The sequence below is a fragment of the Endozoicomonas sp. SESOKO2 genome (assembly GCF_024606245.1).
In the GTDB taxonomy this organism is placed as follows: Bacteria; Pseudomonadota; Gammaproteobacteria; order Pseudomonadales; family Endozoicomonadaceae; genus Endozoicomonas_A.
Genome location: NZ_JAHHPQ010000038.1, coordinates 16333 through 30632, shown reverse-complemented (window position 1 = coordinate 30632; position 14300 = coordinate 16333). Strand labels below are relative to the sequence as shown.

Here is a 14300-nt window from a genome sequence, read left to right as displayed (position 1 = left end):
GGAAAGCCCTGCGGACATCTTTCATGGCTTTGAGGTCATCCTGATCATTGACCCAGCCCGTGACACCTTCAGTCAGTTGCGCCTGAACTTCGCCGGCTTCTTCAATGAAGACTGCCAGTAGCTCGTCGTCGATGATGCTTTCCTGTTCAGCAGGGACTTCTTCGACTATCGAAGCAGGGGCTTGCGGCTGTCCGGGCTCAGCCACCCGTGAAGCTTGAGTCGGAGCCTCTGCCTCTGCGCTGCCTGACGTGGTGAAATTGAACTGGACCACATCGTATGGGCTGACTTCTACAGGTCTTTGTCTGTTGGTGAGGGTCACAGAAGCCTGAACTGCCAGATCGACGGAACCGTACATAACAGCCCTGAATTGAGCAAACTGGTTAGCCGGGTTACCCATATGCTGCCGGGACTGATTTCGGACTTTGCCGAGCAGAGTCAGGTTCTGACTCACGATGTTCTGGTCTGCATGGAGCAGGCAGATGCCTTATCCAAAGGTGAAAAATACACCATTGAGGACGAGGAAGACTCTATTGATGACGCCATCGTCAGTGATCCGGATATCGATTTCGAGCGGACAGATCAACCCGACCCAATGGTGACGCAACTGGCCATTGTTGAAGCGTTATCAAAGCCAGTGCCAGAGTCCGAAGCAGAGATACAGGTTCAGAAAGACATTTCAGAGTCGACCGAACAGGATGCTTACGACATCCAACTGCTCAACGTATTTCTCGGCGAGTCCAGGGCTCATCTGGAAGTCGTCCAATCCTTTGTTGACCAGGTAAAAGTTCAGGGCGGTAAACGTCAAATCAGTGACCAGGTACAACGCTCTCTCCATACCATGAAGGGTATTGCCCTGATGGCAGAGATAGCCCCCCTCGCTGAGATCATTGTTGCCCTTGAAAAGAACATCAAGGATTTCAGAGCTCACCTGATTCCGGCCAATGACCGGGTGATCAGTATGCTGGAGAAGGGTCTTGAGCTAATTGAAGACGGCCTCGAGCAGCTGGCCCTGTCACCCGGGCAACCAGAACTGGACTCTGAAAATTACCTGTCCTGGCTGGAAGCACTTAATGCCCAGCTCATCTCCGAGCAATATAAGGCACAGTCCACCAAAAGAAAATACACTGGCGGTCAGGATACCCAGCTGTTTGCCCACAGCGATCTGAGCCTTTTGCTGGATGCCGATGAGTATCTGTCTACCTGGCGCAACGCTCTACCCGGGGAAGAGTTGGCACTGTTCCAGAAAGAACTGACAATATTGGCTGAACGGGCAAACGAAGCACGACTAACGTCTCTGGCTGAGCTATGTGACGTGCTTCTGGATGTCATGAACTATCTGGACAAGCATCAAAACATTCTACCGGGGGTTCTTGCAGCACCACTATCCAACGGCTTTGAAGCCCTGGTCGATATGATGAATATGGTTGCAGCCCAGCAAACTCCGGTGCCACCGCAATCGGTATTTGCAGAGCTCAGGGAGTCTCTGGAAGCTCTGCTCGTCGCTGAAGCGGCTCAGGCAGAGCCCGTCTTTGAAAATATTGAAATTGAAGAGGTTGTTCTGGCGTCATCTACTCCAGAGTTCGTGATTAAAAGCCCTGAAGTTGAAGAAGTCGTTCTGGAGTCCCTGACAAAAGAGCCTGCCATTGAAGAGCAACCTGCTCTTGAGCCAGAGGCTGAAGCAACTGTCGTTGTTAAAGATGTTGAAGAAATGCTGCTGGAGCCCATAGTTACTGAGAAGGCAGCGGCTCTCAACATTGAAACGGAATTGGAAGAGCATGACCTTGAACTGCTGGAACTGTTCCTGGAGGAGGCTACTGATCTTGCAGAAGATTGCCACCATGCTCTGGATGACTGGCTAAATAATCGCGAGAACCTGACAACCCTAACCGATCTGCAGCGTTCTCTGCATACCCTCAAGGGCAGTGCTCGAATGGCTGATCAGCCGGAACTGGGTGATCTCAGTCACGCCATTGAAGCTATCTACAGTGCTATTGCCACAGGCAGAAGTGCTGCAGATAAAGCACCGGTTCACCTGTTGCAGGCTGCTCACGATCAGGTCGACCAGATGCTGATTGCCCTTAAACACCAGCAGACACCCGATTCAGTCATTCCGATGGTAGAAAAGCTGGAGATGTGGGCTATCAATAATGACTCTGAAGCAGAATTGCCCACCCCTGCAACCACTCAAGCACCTTTAGAGGTTCTTCCTGACTATTTAGGTCGGGTCAAAAAAGAGACTGACACAACCTGTGAACAGCCCGCGGACACGGCAGTGGGTGACACTCTGGTTTTTGTTGAAGAACCTCTGAACAAGGACGTTTTCAGAGAGCCCGAATCCGGAAAAAATGCCTCTAATGCGCCTGAAATTATCGTAGAAGAGCCTGCTCTTGCGACGACACGCATAGAAACGCCTGTTACCAGCAGCGCAGCCCATAGGCTGTCCAAGGATATCGAATTGATTCGTGTCCCTGCGCAGCTTCTGGAATCGTTGATTAATCTTTCTGGTGAGTCGAATATTCATCGGGGTCGTATTGAGCAGCAGATTCACGACATCGGTAGCATCCTCGTGGAGATGAACAGCACCATCGACCGGGTAAAAGAACAACTGAGTCGTCTGGATACCGAAACTCAGGCCCAGATTATTTCCACCTTTGAAGAAGAGTACGGCAGTAACCCTGAATTTGATCCGCTGGAAATGGACCAGTATTCAGAACTAAGCCAGCTATCCCGCTCGCTCGTTGAATCTGCGACTGACCTTCAGGATCTGAAGGAAGGTATTCAGGAAAAAAATCGTGATGCAGAATCCCTGCTGCTTCAACAATCCAGAACTCTGATTGAGCTTCAGGAAAAATTGATGCAGGCCCGAATGGTTTCATTCAGTCGTCTACTGCCGCGCCTTCGTAAGATTACCCGTCAGTTGTCAACTGAATTGGACAAGCCGGTTAACCTGAATGTCACCAACGCCGAAGGTGAGATGGACCGTACTATGCTGGAACGGATCCTCGCACCATTGGAACATCTGCTTCGAAATGCCATTGACCACGGTATTGAGCCGTCTGTTGAGGACCGTCTGAGACTGGGCAAACCAAAAACCGGCAATCTGACGCTTGCTATCGCCCGGGATGGTGCCGACATTGTTATTGAACTCAGCGACGATGGCCGGGGCATCAATCTTCAGGCAGTGCACGCCAAGGCACTGGAAAAACATCTGATCACTCCGGAAGATGAGCTAACCGACCAGGAGATTGCCCAGCTGATTCTGGAGCCAGACTTCAGTACGGCTGAATCTGTCACCCAAATTTCCGGTCGAGGTCTGGGTCTGGATGTGGTCAATACTGAAATGCGTCAGATGGGTGGTAGCATCCAGATTAATAGCGAGCCTGGCAAAGGCACCTCCTTCAAGCTCCGTTTACCGTTCACTCTGTCGGTAAACCGTGCCTTGATGGTTGAGGTTGCCGACAACCTTTACGCCCTGCCTATGCAGGCTATTGATGGTATTACGGTATTGGATCGCAAAGTCCTGATCGATTGCTACCAGAACAATACCCCCCTGCAGTACGGCGGTGAGGGGCACCAGCTCATCTTCCTGGGGGAACTTCTGGGGGATGCTAACCCCAAAATTCAGCCCGAACAGTGCCCGGTTGTGATCGTACAGCGGGGCGGCAAGAATCTGGCTCTGCACGTGGATGAAATCATGGGTGGTAGTGAAATTTTTGCCAAAAGTCTGGGTCCACAGTTTGCTGGTCTTGTAGGTGTCAATGGTGCCACTATTCTTGGAGATGGCCGTGTCGCCATCATTATCGATCCTGCCACACTGTTTCACAGACACCGGATTGAACAGCACTGTGTAGAACTGACCAGCCAGATGGAAGAAGAAGCAGAAACCATCCAGCGTGTTCTGGTGGTGGACGATTCAGTGACTGTACGTAAAGTAACCACCCGTCTGCTGGAGCGAAATGGCTACCTGGTTGAAACTGCGAGGGACGGTGTCGAAGCCATGACCAGGCTGGCTGAAAGCAGCTATGACATCATACTTCTGGATATCGAAATGCCGAAGATGGATGGCTATGAGGTGGCCAGTGCCGTTCGCAATGATGGCAGACTGAAGTCTTTGCCGATCATCATGATCACCTCCAGAACCGGTGAGAAACATAAAGCCAGAGCCTTCAGCCTGGGTGTTAATGAATATTTGGGTAAACCTTTTCAGGAAAATGAAATGCTGGCCTCCATCGAAAAATTGATCGGAGCCAAAGCTCACAATAATCAATAAAGGAGTAGCGTCATGACCGGCAGTGCTGAACAGATTGACAGCCCTGAACAGGTGAACAGCCCTGAGCGGATGAGCAGCCCTGAGCGAATAAAGAGCAGATGCCTGAACTCCCGTTTGATCCCAATGCAGCAGAAACCGCTTCTGCTCCCTGTCTCCTGTATTGCCGATGTTGTGGACTACAGTCGTCCATCCGGTGGCAGTGAGACAAGCCCATGGTTGCTTGGTGAAATTGACTGGCGGGGACAAGCGCTCCCGTTGATTTCCTTCGAACGAATCAATGGTGGTCGCTTTGCAGAATTCTCTGCCACAGCAAGGATTGCTGTTATGCACAGCATTACCGGGAATGAACAGCTGCCTTTTTATGGCATGGTGATACAGGGCATTCCTCAGGCTCTGGATCTGACAGCGGGTGAACTTCAGCCCGCTATCGAAGCCAATAACAGTAAAGGTTCAGCAGAAACATCCAGGGTCATTATCAGGGGTATCCCCGCCGCCATTCCTGATCTTGAAAAAGTGGAACAACAGCTGTCAGCAATAATTACAGATCGCCCCAGAGATACTGCATCACACTGATTGCAGTGATCGGAGCGGTTTCCGTTCTCAGAACTCTGGGACCCAGTGCCAGCGCTCGAAAGCCTGACGACTCCGCGCTGGTAATTTCTTCCTGAGTCAACCCACCTTCCGGACCGATCAACAGAGTAACCGTTTCTGGCTGATCAAATCTCTCCAGTTTTTTTTCGGTTCGGTGGTGAAGTACAAACTTCAGGTCAGCGTTTTGCTTCGCCATCCAGCCCACCACAGACTCAGGCGAGTGAATAACCGGAACTCTGTTCAAACCACACTGTTCACAGGCACTGATAGCGATCTGTTGCCAGTGTCTGACTCGCTTTGCCTGACGTTCTGCATTCAACTTGACTTCACAGCGCTCAGAAAAGAGCGGCGTTATTTCAGTCACGCCCATCTCGGTGGCCTTCTGGATAGCGTAATCCATTCGCTCACCTCTGCTAAGACTCTGACCCACGTGGACTTTCAAGGGAGATTCCGTGACCTGACTCAATTCTGCTTCCAGGACAACAGTAACGGTTTTTTTTGCAACAGACTGAATCGTTCCCTGCCACGACGCCCCAATGCCATTAAACAGGACAAGGGGCTCCTCAAGCTTCATGCGAAGAACCTTACCGACATGGTTGGCAGCACTGTCGGTTAACTCAACGACCTGACCTTTTGCCAAAGGCTGATCGGTATAGATTCGAGGATTTCTCATGACGTTCCCATGGCAAGGTCGTGACTCCCTGAGAGTGAGAAAAGACAATGGATTAAGGCCAAAAGCACTCCCGGCCTCCGGCCGCGGGTTCAGAACAACTTGAGGTTCTGACAGATTGCTTTGGAGGGTGCAGCCTGATTCAGGGCATAGAAGTGCAGCCCGGGAACACCTTGCTCAACGAGTCTTTCACACATCCGGGTGACCACTTCTTCACCAAACTGTTTGATGCTGTTGATATCATCACCATAAGCTTCCAGCTGCTTGCGAACCCATCTTGGAATTTCTGCACCGCAGGCATCGGAGAAACGAGCCAGACGGGTGTAGTTGGTGATAGGCATAATACCCGGGATAATCGGCAGATCAATCCCCAGACCTCTGGCACGATCGACAAAGTTAAAATAGCTGTCAGCGTTGAAGAAGTACTGGGTAATGGCTGAACTGGCCCCTGCATCCACCTTGCGTTTGAAGTGAACCAGGTCCGCTTCAAAGTTTTGCGCCTGAGGGTGGGCTTCCGGATAAGCAGCGACTTCCAGATGAAAATGATCACCGGTTTCTGCCCGGATAAATTCCACCAGTTCATTAGCGTACTGCAACTCTCCGTTTGAGCGCCCCATACCCGATGGCAGATCGCCGCGTAGAGCAATGATTCGATTAATTCCCAGACTCCGGTATTGCTCCAGCAGGCTTTTCAACCGGGCTTTGCTATCGCCCACACAGGAGAGATGAGGGGCAGTAGGAATATCAGTGCAATTGCGAACACTCAATACGGTATCAAGTGTTCTGTCACGGGTGGAACCACCAGCACCATAAGTTACAGAAAAAAACTCTGGCTGGCATTTGGAGAGCTCGATCGCGGTCTGATCAAGCTTTTTAGCACCCTCTTCCGTTTTGGTCGGAAAAAACTCAAAGCTGATAGTCAGCTTTTTATCGCTAGTCGTCATCTTTAATTTAAACCTTCGTCACTGCTCTGGCGCTTGTGGTTCTTTATAAGCGCCAGGAGCCTGCACAGAGGCGCAGGCTCAATGCTGATCAGTACTTGTACTCATCCGCTTTGAATGGACCTTCAACAGCAACATTAATGTAGTCTGCCTGTTGTTCGGTCAGCTGGGTGATGACCCCGCCAAAGCCCTCCACCATGTAGCTTGCCACCTCTTCGTCCAGCTTCTTGGGCAGAACCTTCACGTACAGGCTCCGGGCTTTCTCGTCAGCGGGCAGGTTGGCAAAGCCTTCTTCATACAAATGAATTTGGGCCAGAACCTGGTTAGCAAATGAACCGTCCATGATACGAGACGGATGACCTGTGGCATTACCCAGATTGACCAGCCGACCTTCGGAGAGCAGAATCAGGTGATCATTGCTGTCCTTGTCACGCCAGATCTTGTGGACCTGAGGCTTAACTTCTTCCCACGCCCATGTCTCTCTCATGAAAGCCGTATCAATTTCGGTATCAAAGTGACCAATATTGCAGACAACACAGCTGCTCTTCAGCGCTTTCAGCATTTCACGGTCACAAACGTGCAGGTTACCGGTGGTGGTTACCAGCAAATCGGTAGTGCCCAATAAGTCTGTGTTGATACTGGCAGCAGTGCCGTCGTTGAGACCGTTAATGTATGGAGACACCACTTCAAAACCGTCCATGCAGGCCTGCATGGCGCAGATAGGATCAATCTCGGTGACTTTTACGATCATACCTTCCTGACTCAGGGAAGCAGCAGAACCTTTGCCGACATCACCGTAACCAATCACCAGGGCTTTTTTACCCGCAAGCAGGTGATCTGTACCCCGCTTGATAGCATCATTCAATGAGTGACGACAGCCGTATTTGTTGTCGTTCTTGCTCTTGGTAACCGCGTCGTTAACGTTGATCGCCGGTACTTTCAGAGTGCCTTTCTCGAGCATTTCCAGCAGACGATGAACCCCGGTAGTGGTCTCTTCGGAGATACCGTGGATGTTATCCAGAATCTGAGGGTATTTGTCGTGCATCATCAGAGTCAGGTCGCCGCCGTCGTCCAGAATCATATTGGCATCCCAGGGCTGACCACCTTCTGTCAGAATGGTCTGTTCAATACACCACCAGAACTCTTCTTCCGTCTCCCCCTTCCAGGCAAATACAGGAATACCCGCAGCAGCTATTGCCGCAGCAGCATGATCCTGGGTGGAGAAGATGTTACAGGAAGACCAGCGTACATCAGCACCCAGATCGACCAGGGTCTCAATCAGTACAGCGGTCTGAATGGTCATGTGAATACAGCCCATGATCTTCGCTCCTTTCAGAGGCTGCTGATCTTGGTACTTCTGGCGGATAGCCATCAGGGCAGGCATTTCACCTTCAGCGATCTGTATTTCGCGGCGACCCCACTCGGCCAGGGAAATGTCGGCAACCCGATAGTCAGTAAAGCTCTGAACAACTGCAGGAGTGGCGCTCATGGGTATAATCCTGTTATGCGTAATTACCGAAAAACAGGTTGAAGTCTAACAGTCACCTTAATCTATATCAATTTTTTTTGATATAGATTTTGAATAAGCAATACTCCGGGAATGCAATCGACTGGTCAGCTTTTTCACTGCCTCAGCCAGTAGTTGGCTACATCGAGCATACGGTTGGAGAAGCCCCACTCATTATCAAACCAGCAAAGCAGCTTGATCAGCTTGCCAGAAGTTACTTTGGTCTGGGTACCGTCGACCACACATGAGCGGGCATCATGGTTGAAGTCTACTGATGCGTGGGGTTCATTGGAGAAGCCCAGAATTCCTTCCAGACGACCATGGGTAGCCTGTTCCAGAATCCGGTTGACTTCTTCTGCTGTTGTTTCCTGTTTGACATGAACGCAGAGATCCATACACGAAACATTGATGGTGGGCACCCGGATGGAATTGGCTTTGAAGCAGCCCCGAAGGTCAGGAAGCAGTCTGTCAATACCCCTTGCCAGTCCGGTATCCACAGGAATGATCGACTGCAACGCACTTCGGGTCAGCCTGAGATCGCTATGGTGGTATGCATCGATTACCGGCTGATCATTCATCGCTGAATGAATAGTTGTGATACTACCGTACTCTATACCAAGGGCATCATTCAGGGTCTTGATAACAGGCACAATGCAATTGGTGGTACAGGAAGCACTGGAGACAATGCGCTGATCACGGTTGAGATCCTGCTCATTGATACCAAAGACAATCGTGGCGTCTACATCCGGCTTTGCAGGCTGTGAAAAAAGCAGTTTACGGGCACCACTCTCTACGTGTTGTTCCGCTGACGCCCTTTCTCTGAATGACCCTGAGCACTCCAGTAACAGATCAATATCAAGGCTTTTCCAGTCAATATTTTCAGGCCGGGCTTCGTGAATAAGCTGGATTCGGTCGCCTGCTACTATGAGCTGATTTTCTGAAGACTCCACTCTGGCGGGAAAGCGACCGTGGGTAGTGTCATAGCGGGTCAGGTAGGTCAGGGTGTCCTGATCAGACAGCTCGTTGATGGCAACGACCTGCAAGTCTTTGCGATAACCATTCTCGTAAAGAGCACGAAGAACACACTGGCCAATACGGCCGTACCCGTTGATGGCTATTCGAAACATAGTCTTGCTGTCAGGCTCATTACTGCTGAATGGGTCGCTATTATAAGCGCAATACCAGAGGCGATAAAAAATATTTGCCCCACCGTACTGCCAAGGCAGGGCTCTGGTTCGATCAGGCAGGCGTCTGGACTTCTGAATCTGAAGTGCCTTCCGGCGTCACTTCATCCGATGGGATGCACTTGTTCCTGACCAGTAACAAGGATGCAAAGGAGAGCAAACCACAGACGGCTATCACGGCTGTCATAGGTATATTAGTACCATTATGAAGCAGACCTACTACCGCAGAAGCAATACCACCAATAGTGAAGCGAAGTGCACCGGACATAGCATTGGCTGTGCCTGCAGATCTTGGAAAGTGAGACAAGGCCAGAGCATTGGAGTTAGGGCCTGTCAGACCAATGCAGCTGACGTAAATCACCACAGGAATCATCAACCCAACCAGCCCACCGATTTCAAACTTTGCATTAACCACCATCACTACAGCGCTGATACTGGCAAGAATGCTGCCTGTTTTCAGGATAGTGAACAGTGGCAGGCGATCTATCAGACGAATATTGATCATATTCATGACCATCATCGCAATGATATTGACGGCAAACAGCAGGCCATAATGCTCTGGCTTGACCCCATACAGGTCGATATATACGTAGGGTGAGCCGGTAATAAAAGCAAACATACCGCCAAAGAAAAACCCATGACAGAGGATACAGCCCATAGCCTCCCGGTTTTTCAGGACGGACAGGTAGATCAGGAACAGCTGACTGGCAGGAATCACCAGTCTTTTCTCCTCCGGGAGGGTTTCCGGAACTTTTGAAGCAGCCAGCACCATGGCAAGTGCTGACATGACAGCCAGAAAAATAAACAGACTTTCCCAACCCATGAATTTAAGCATCTGACCTCCCAGCAGGGGGGCAATCAGAGGAGCTATTGTCATGACCATTAAAATAGACGACATAATCTTTGCGCTTTGCTGCCGTGAGAACAGATCCCGGACCATGGCGGGAATGGTGACCATGACTGCAGCAGCGGCCATGGCCTGCAGAATTCGGACAACAATAAGTTGCAGACCGTTTTCACAGAGTGCGGCCATGACACTGGTCACCATAAAAGCAACCAGACCCGGAAACATTATTTTCCTGCGGCCAAAACGGTCTGAGAGAGGTCCATACAACAGCTGCCCCAAGGCAAAGCCCACAGTGTAGGCGCTGAGTGTATACTGGATAATGCTCAGGGGTTCTCCCAACTCTTTTGCAATCGCAGGGATTGCCGGGAGATAGAGATCGACTGCCATAGGGCCAAGTGCGGTTAAGGCACCCAGGGTCAGTATGAAAAGTAGCCTGTCGCGGCTATGGCTCATTGAAATGCCATGTTTTTTATCTTCTTGCCTGGTTGCTTTTGGCTCAGGACTGCTTTCGATATTGATGGTCATGTACTTCCTTGGATCACGCGGATGAGTCGCTGAAATCATTAAATGTTTGTGCTGTATTCCTTCTGTCTGGGCTGCACAGATGCAAGGTTGCGACACTGCCGTCGCAAGGTTGAGGAATAAAAATAAGTTCGCTGTCGTATACAGAAGAGATGGCAGTTTTATAACGCTATCTTAAGTCTTATCGACATAAAAAAATATATTTGATAGGCAAATTTATAATATCAGGGGTGCACTCTGGTATATCTCGTAAGCTTTGCCGTTATCAGTGTTTTGTCAGTGCTGATCGACAAACTCAGGCCACACACGGCTTAAATGCATGAGAGGACAACAATGAGCAATCCTGACTGGGTTAATCGCTGGAAAGAAGGACGGATTGGTTTTCACAGATCTGAATTCAACGGGACATTATTGAAATTCTGGCCACAACTGAACCTGTCAGAAGTCCGCTCAGTGCTGGTGCCATTGTGTGGCAAGAGTCTGGATATGGTCTGGCTCAGACAACAGGGGCTGGAAGTGATCGGTACAGAGCTGGTAAAAGCCGCTGTGGAATCGTTCTATCAGGAGCAGTCACTGCAACCGGCAGTGACAGAGGTTCAGGCTTACCGACATTGGCAAGCCGATGATATACATATCCTCGAAGGTGATTTCTTTGCTTTACCCAAGGGCTTCATTGACAGCACCGTTTTTTACGACCGTGCCGCTCTGGTTGCATTGCCCCGGGAGATGAGACAGCAATACGTTGAACAACTGTTAAACACTGCACCCCATTTACAGGAAGGCCTTTTGATCACGGTTGAGTATGATCAGGATCTGGTTTCGGGCCCTCCTTTTTCGGTTCAGGAGCAGGAAGTCAGAGCTTTATATTCACCGCGGTTTGAAGTGATCAAGCTGGATACACACAACTCACCGGCTTCAACCAACTTGAGGGAGAAAGGCATTAGCGAGTTGATCGAAGCGGTCTACAAACTCGTAGCAGTAACTTAAGCTTTCAACTTCCCGGTCTTTTTCTAAAATATTTGCGTTTTTCGCAAGGTAACAAGGAACTCTGGTTGATTATTGCTGTCTTAGCTGGTTATGGAATGAAATTTCCAATTGGGTTTACATAAAATTACTTACGGAGATGTTTAAGTATGGATATATCAAAAGCTGGCATTCAGCCATTCAATTATGATGGACTGACTGCTAATGAAGTGACTACTAAAGTTACACACGATAAAGATGGTAAGCTTTCTTCGATTAACGTATTCGCAAGGTTAGAGCTACCACTGCGAATAAATTTACGAAAAAGTGATACCCAAGACTCTGCCACACCCATCGTGGATCGTAATATTCAAGCGTATTCACAAGCTTCAACTTCAAATGAAGCTGCTCAGAGTGATAGTAGTGATAGTTTCAAAACACAGAAAAAGCCATTCACTGATGACTCAGAGGCCGAATCCCAACAGCGCAATATAATGAAAAGAGAGGCTATGGCTATCTCTACAGGAGATGCCAACCCGGAGCGTTTTGCAGAGAGCCTTGTAAAGGTGATTACAGACCCTGATAGCACTGACCCTGATACTTCGGAAGCTGTAAGGTTGATAGCTGAGTACGGTGCCGATGAACTTGCCAGGTTAACAATCCCGTTTTCTTTTCATATGAAGACCACTAGAAGTTTCCCTGCTATTACTCTATTTGCTCTTGCATGCAGATTCGGTAAGCTGGATTTAGTTAAGGCTCTGTACGTGAATCAGGAACAATTAAACCAGACATTTGATATGGAAAATGGGACTAATGGAAATACAGCAATCATGCTTGCAGTTATTCATGGCCATGCAAATGTAGTGAAGTATTTATTAGACTTGGGGGCTGATCCTCTAATTCTTAATGAAAATAACAGGTGCGCCGAGCATCTTAATTCAGCTCATAACGCAGGCAGGCCTGATTCATACATTGAAATCAGAGAATTATTAGCAGACTATCGCAAAGAAAGGAATCTACCACCTCTTGAAGAACCCGCTATGAGTGGTTATTACATTGAAGGTACTGCGAAAAGGGTGATTTCTGTTAACATTCCGGAATTCTTTTCTGAACATCCGGAATTTCTTGAAAAATTCATTTCTGATAACCCGGGTTTTCTGAGTCAACTCGCTGGTGAAAGCCCACAGTTTTTGTCATACCTCGTTATTAAATACCCGGAATTACTTGAAAGATTCTTTTCTGAAAAACCGGGTTTTCTCAGTCATATTCGTCGTGAAAGCCCGGAGCTTATGGAACTCCTCCTTTCTAAAAACCCGGATCTTCTCGAATCTTTATCCAAGGAATAGTCATGGGGTCATAACCCATGACTATTCCTTGGATTTATTGCGGTTAGTTCCTGAATTTAATAGCCCTTGCTATGAAGAGATTAACGCCTTAAGTCAGTGACATTGATCTACAAAATGAAGACAGCCATAAGTCACAGGAAGGTTTTTAAATGTCTTGCCTGTGGTCAGGATTAACGTTGCCAAGGATATCTTGGCGTCAGGACATGGCTTGTTAGCATGTTATCCCACTCTTTTTGAGAAATTAGCGTTTTTGCCAAAGTAAAAAGGAACTTTGGCTGATTAGCGCTGTCTGAGTAACTATGTAATGAAATTCCAAAGCATGTTTACATAAAAATAAATCAAGGAGTTATTAAAATATGGATATATCAAAAACTGGCACTCAGCCATTATGTTATGGTGATATGACTACTGTAGTTACACGAGATAAGAAAGTTAGTGCTTTTATGAGTGACATTGCCGCAAAGACAGGGCTACCACGGCAAACAACTTTACAAGAAAGTTATCCCCAAGACTCTGCCCCTTTCATCGTGGATCGTAATATTAGCGCGTACGCTCAATCAGATGAAGCGGCTCAAAGAGATAGTAGGGATAGTTTAAACGCACAGAAAAGGCCATTGGCTGATGGCTCAGACACCGTATCTCAACTGTGCAAAATAATGAAAAGTGATGCTATGGCTATCTCTGGCGGACGTGTCAGCTTTGAACGTTTTGCAGAGAGCCTTGCTAAAGTGATTACAGACCCTGATAGCACTGATGCTGATACTTCTGAAGCCGTAAGGTTAGTATCCGAGTATGGGGCCGATGAACTTGCCAAGTATACAGTCCCATTTTCTTTTCATATAAATACCACCAGATCTTATCCTGCTATTACACATTTTGCTCTTGCATGCAGATTCGGTAAGCTGGATTTAGTCAAGGCTCTGTACGTGAATCAGGAACAATTAAACCAGACATTTGATATAGAAAATGGGACTAATGGACGTACAGCACTCATGCTTGCAGTTATTCATGGTCATGCCAATGTAGTGGAGCAATTGTTAACATGGGGAGCTAATGTTCTAATTCTTGATGAAGATAACAATTGTGTTGATCGTCTTAATTTAGGTTTTAACGCGAACAATCCAGGATTATGCATTAAAATCAGAGATTTATTAATAGACTATCGTAATGAAAGGGGTCTACCGCCTTTTAAAGAACCCGCTCTTATTAGTGATTACATTACAGATACTGGGGAAGATAATCATTATTGTGACTTTACAGGAATTCTTTCTGAACGCCCGGAACTTCTTGAAAAATTCCTATCTGTAAACCCCGTTGCTTTCGCTATAATCTGTGATGGAGACCCGGTTCTTCACGCACTTTTCCGTTCTACTCTCCGTTCTACAAACCCGAGTCTTCTCGAATCTTTATCCAAGGAATAGTCATGGGTGTATAATCCGTGACCCTTCCTTGGGTCTAT

11 protein-coding genes are annotated in these 14300 nt (G+C 48.3%); 5 read left to right on the top strand and 6 right to left on the bottom strand.

All coding sequences use genetic code 11. The features are described 5' to 3' along the window. Positions 1-355 (bottom strand): hypothetical protein (locus KDK17_RS00965; RefSeq protein ID WP_257287142.1); only part of this gene is annotated, 355 nt, incomplete at its 3' end. 12 nt (positions 356-367) lie between these two features. Here KDK17_RS00965 and KDK17_RS00960 point away from each other — a divergent pair. Together KDK17_RS00960 and KDK17_RS00955 are read left to right on the top strand one after the other, a co-directional pair. After that, entirely contained in the window at positions 368-4270 is a 3903-nt protein-coding gene (locus KDK17_RS00960) for a response regulator (RefSeq protein ID WP_257287141.1), read from the top strand. A 12-nt stretch (positions 4271-4282) separates the two neighbouring features. Continuing rightward, positions 4283-4843: a chemotaxis protein CheW gene (locus tag KDK17_RS00955; protein ID WP_257287140.1), complete on the top strand. Its 561-nt coding sequence runs from the start codon at positions 4283-4285 to the stop codon at positions 4841-4843. On the opposite strand, the gene KDK17_RS00950 is transcribed toward KDK17_RS00955, so the two are convergent. From KDK17_RS00950 to KDK17_RS00930, 5 genes are all read right to left on the bottom strand, one after another. Beyond that, the gene (locus KDK17_RS00950) at positions 4809-5534 is read right to left on the bottom strand and encodes a 16S rRNA (uracil(1498)-N(3))-methyltransferase (protein ID WP_257281275.1); all 726 of its coding nucleotides are present in this window, start codon (positions 5532-5534) and stop codon (positions 4809-4811) included. The genes KDK17_RS00955 and KDK17_RS00950 overlap by 35 nt on opposite strands. 89 nt (positions 5535-5623) lie before the next feature. Beyond that, positions 5624-6475, bottom strand: a complete 852-nt coding sequence (metF, locus tag KDK17_RS00945; RefSeq protein ID WP_257281274.1) for a methylenetetrahydrofolate reductase [NAD(P)H] — start codon at positions 6473-6475, stop codon at positions 5624-5626. Positions 6476-6563: 88 nt separating this feature from the next. Further along, complete coding sequence (ahcY, locus tag KDK17_RS00940; protein ID WP_257281273.1) at positions 6564-7961, bottom strand: adenosylhomocysteinase; 1398 nt, start codon at positions 7959-7961, stop codon at positions 6564-6566. 134 nt (positions 7962-8095) lie between these two features. Further along, positions 8096-9106, bottom strand: coding sequence for a type I glyceraldehyde-3-phosphate dehydrogenase (locus KDK17_RS00935; protein WP_257281272.1), 1011 nt, complete (start codon positions 9104-9106; stop codon positions 8096-8098). Between the two features lie 112 nt (positions 9107-9218). Continuing rightward, a complete protein-coding gene (locus KDK17_RS00930; protein WP_257281271.1) occupies positions 9219-10535 on the bottom strand; it encodes a Bcr/CflA family multidrug efflux MFS transporter in 1317 nt (438 codons plus the stop codon). Positions 10536-10865: 330 nt separating this feature from the next. On the opposite strand from KDK17_RS00930, the gene KDK17_RS00925 reads away from it, so the two are divergent. The 3 genes from KDK17_RS00925 (at position 10866) to KDK17_RS00915 (ending at position 14262) form a co-directional block, all read left to right on the top strand. Continuing rightward, a complete protein-coding gene (locus tag KDK17_RS00925; RefSeq protein ID WP_257281270.1) occupies positions 10866-11519 on the top strand; it encodes a thiopurine S-methyltransferase in 654 nt (217 codons plus the stop codon). A 146-nt stretch (positions 11520-11665) separates the two neighbouring features. Further along, on the top strand, positions 11666-12841 hold the full coding sequence (locus KDK17_RS00920; RefSeq protein WP_257287139.1) for an ankyrin repeat domain-containing protein: 1176 nt from the start codon (positions 11666-11668) through the stop codon (positions 12839-12841). A 356-nt stretch (positions 12842-13197) separates the two neighbouring features. After that, entirely contained in the window at positions 13198-14262 is a 1065-nt protein-coding gene (locus KDK17_RS00915; protein WP_257287138.1) for an ankyrin repeat domain-containing protein, read from the top strand. Positions 14263-14300 lie beyond the last annotated feature (38 nt).

Excerpts from the sequence above, each read along its gene's own strand:
- KDK17_RS00955 (WP_257287140.1), top strand. The coding sequence starts at position 4,283 with ATGACCGGCAGTGCTGAACAGATTGACAGCCCTGAACAGGTGAACAGC.
- ahcY (WP_257281273.1), bottom strand. The coding sequence starts at position 7,961 with ATGAGCGCCACTCCTGCAGTTGTTCAGAGCTTTACTGACTATCGGGTT.
- KDK17_RS00930 (WP_257281271.1), bottom strand. The coding sequence starts at position 10,535 with ATGACCATCAATATCGAAAGCAGTCCTGAGCCAAAAGCAACCAGGCAA.
- KDK17_RS00925 (WP_257281270.1), top strand. The coding sequence starts at position 10,866 with ATGAGCAATCCTGACTGGGTTAATCGCTGGAAAGAAGGACGGATTGGT.
- KDK17_RS00920 (WP_257287139.1), top strand. The coding sequence starts at position 11,666 with ATGGATATATCAAAAGCTGGCATTCAGCCATTCAATTATGATGGACTG.
- metF (WP_257281274.1), bottom strand. The coding sequence starts at position 6,475 with ATGACGACTAGCGATAAAAAGCTGACTATCAGCTTTGAGTTTTTTCCG.
- KDK17_RS00935 (WP_257281272.1), bottom strand. The coding sequence starts at position 9,106 with ATGTTTCGAATAGCCATCAACGGGTACGGCCGTATTGGCCAGTGTGTT.
- KDK17_RS00950 (WP_257281275.1), bottom strand. The coding sequence starts at position 5,534 with ATGAGAAATCCTCGAATCTATACCGATCAGCCTTTGGCAAAAGGTCAG.
- KDK17_RS00915 (WP_257287138.1), top strand. The coding sequence starts at position 13,198 with ATGGATATATCAAAAACTGGCACTCAGCCATTATGTTATGGTGATATG.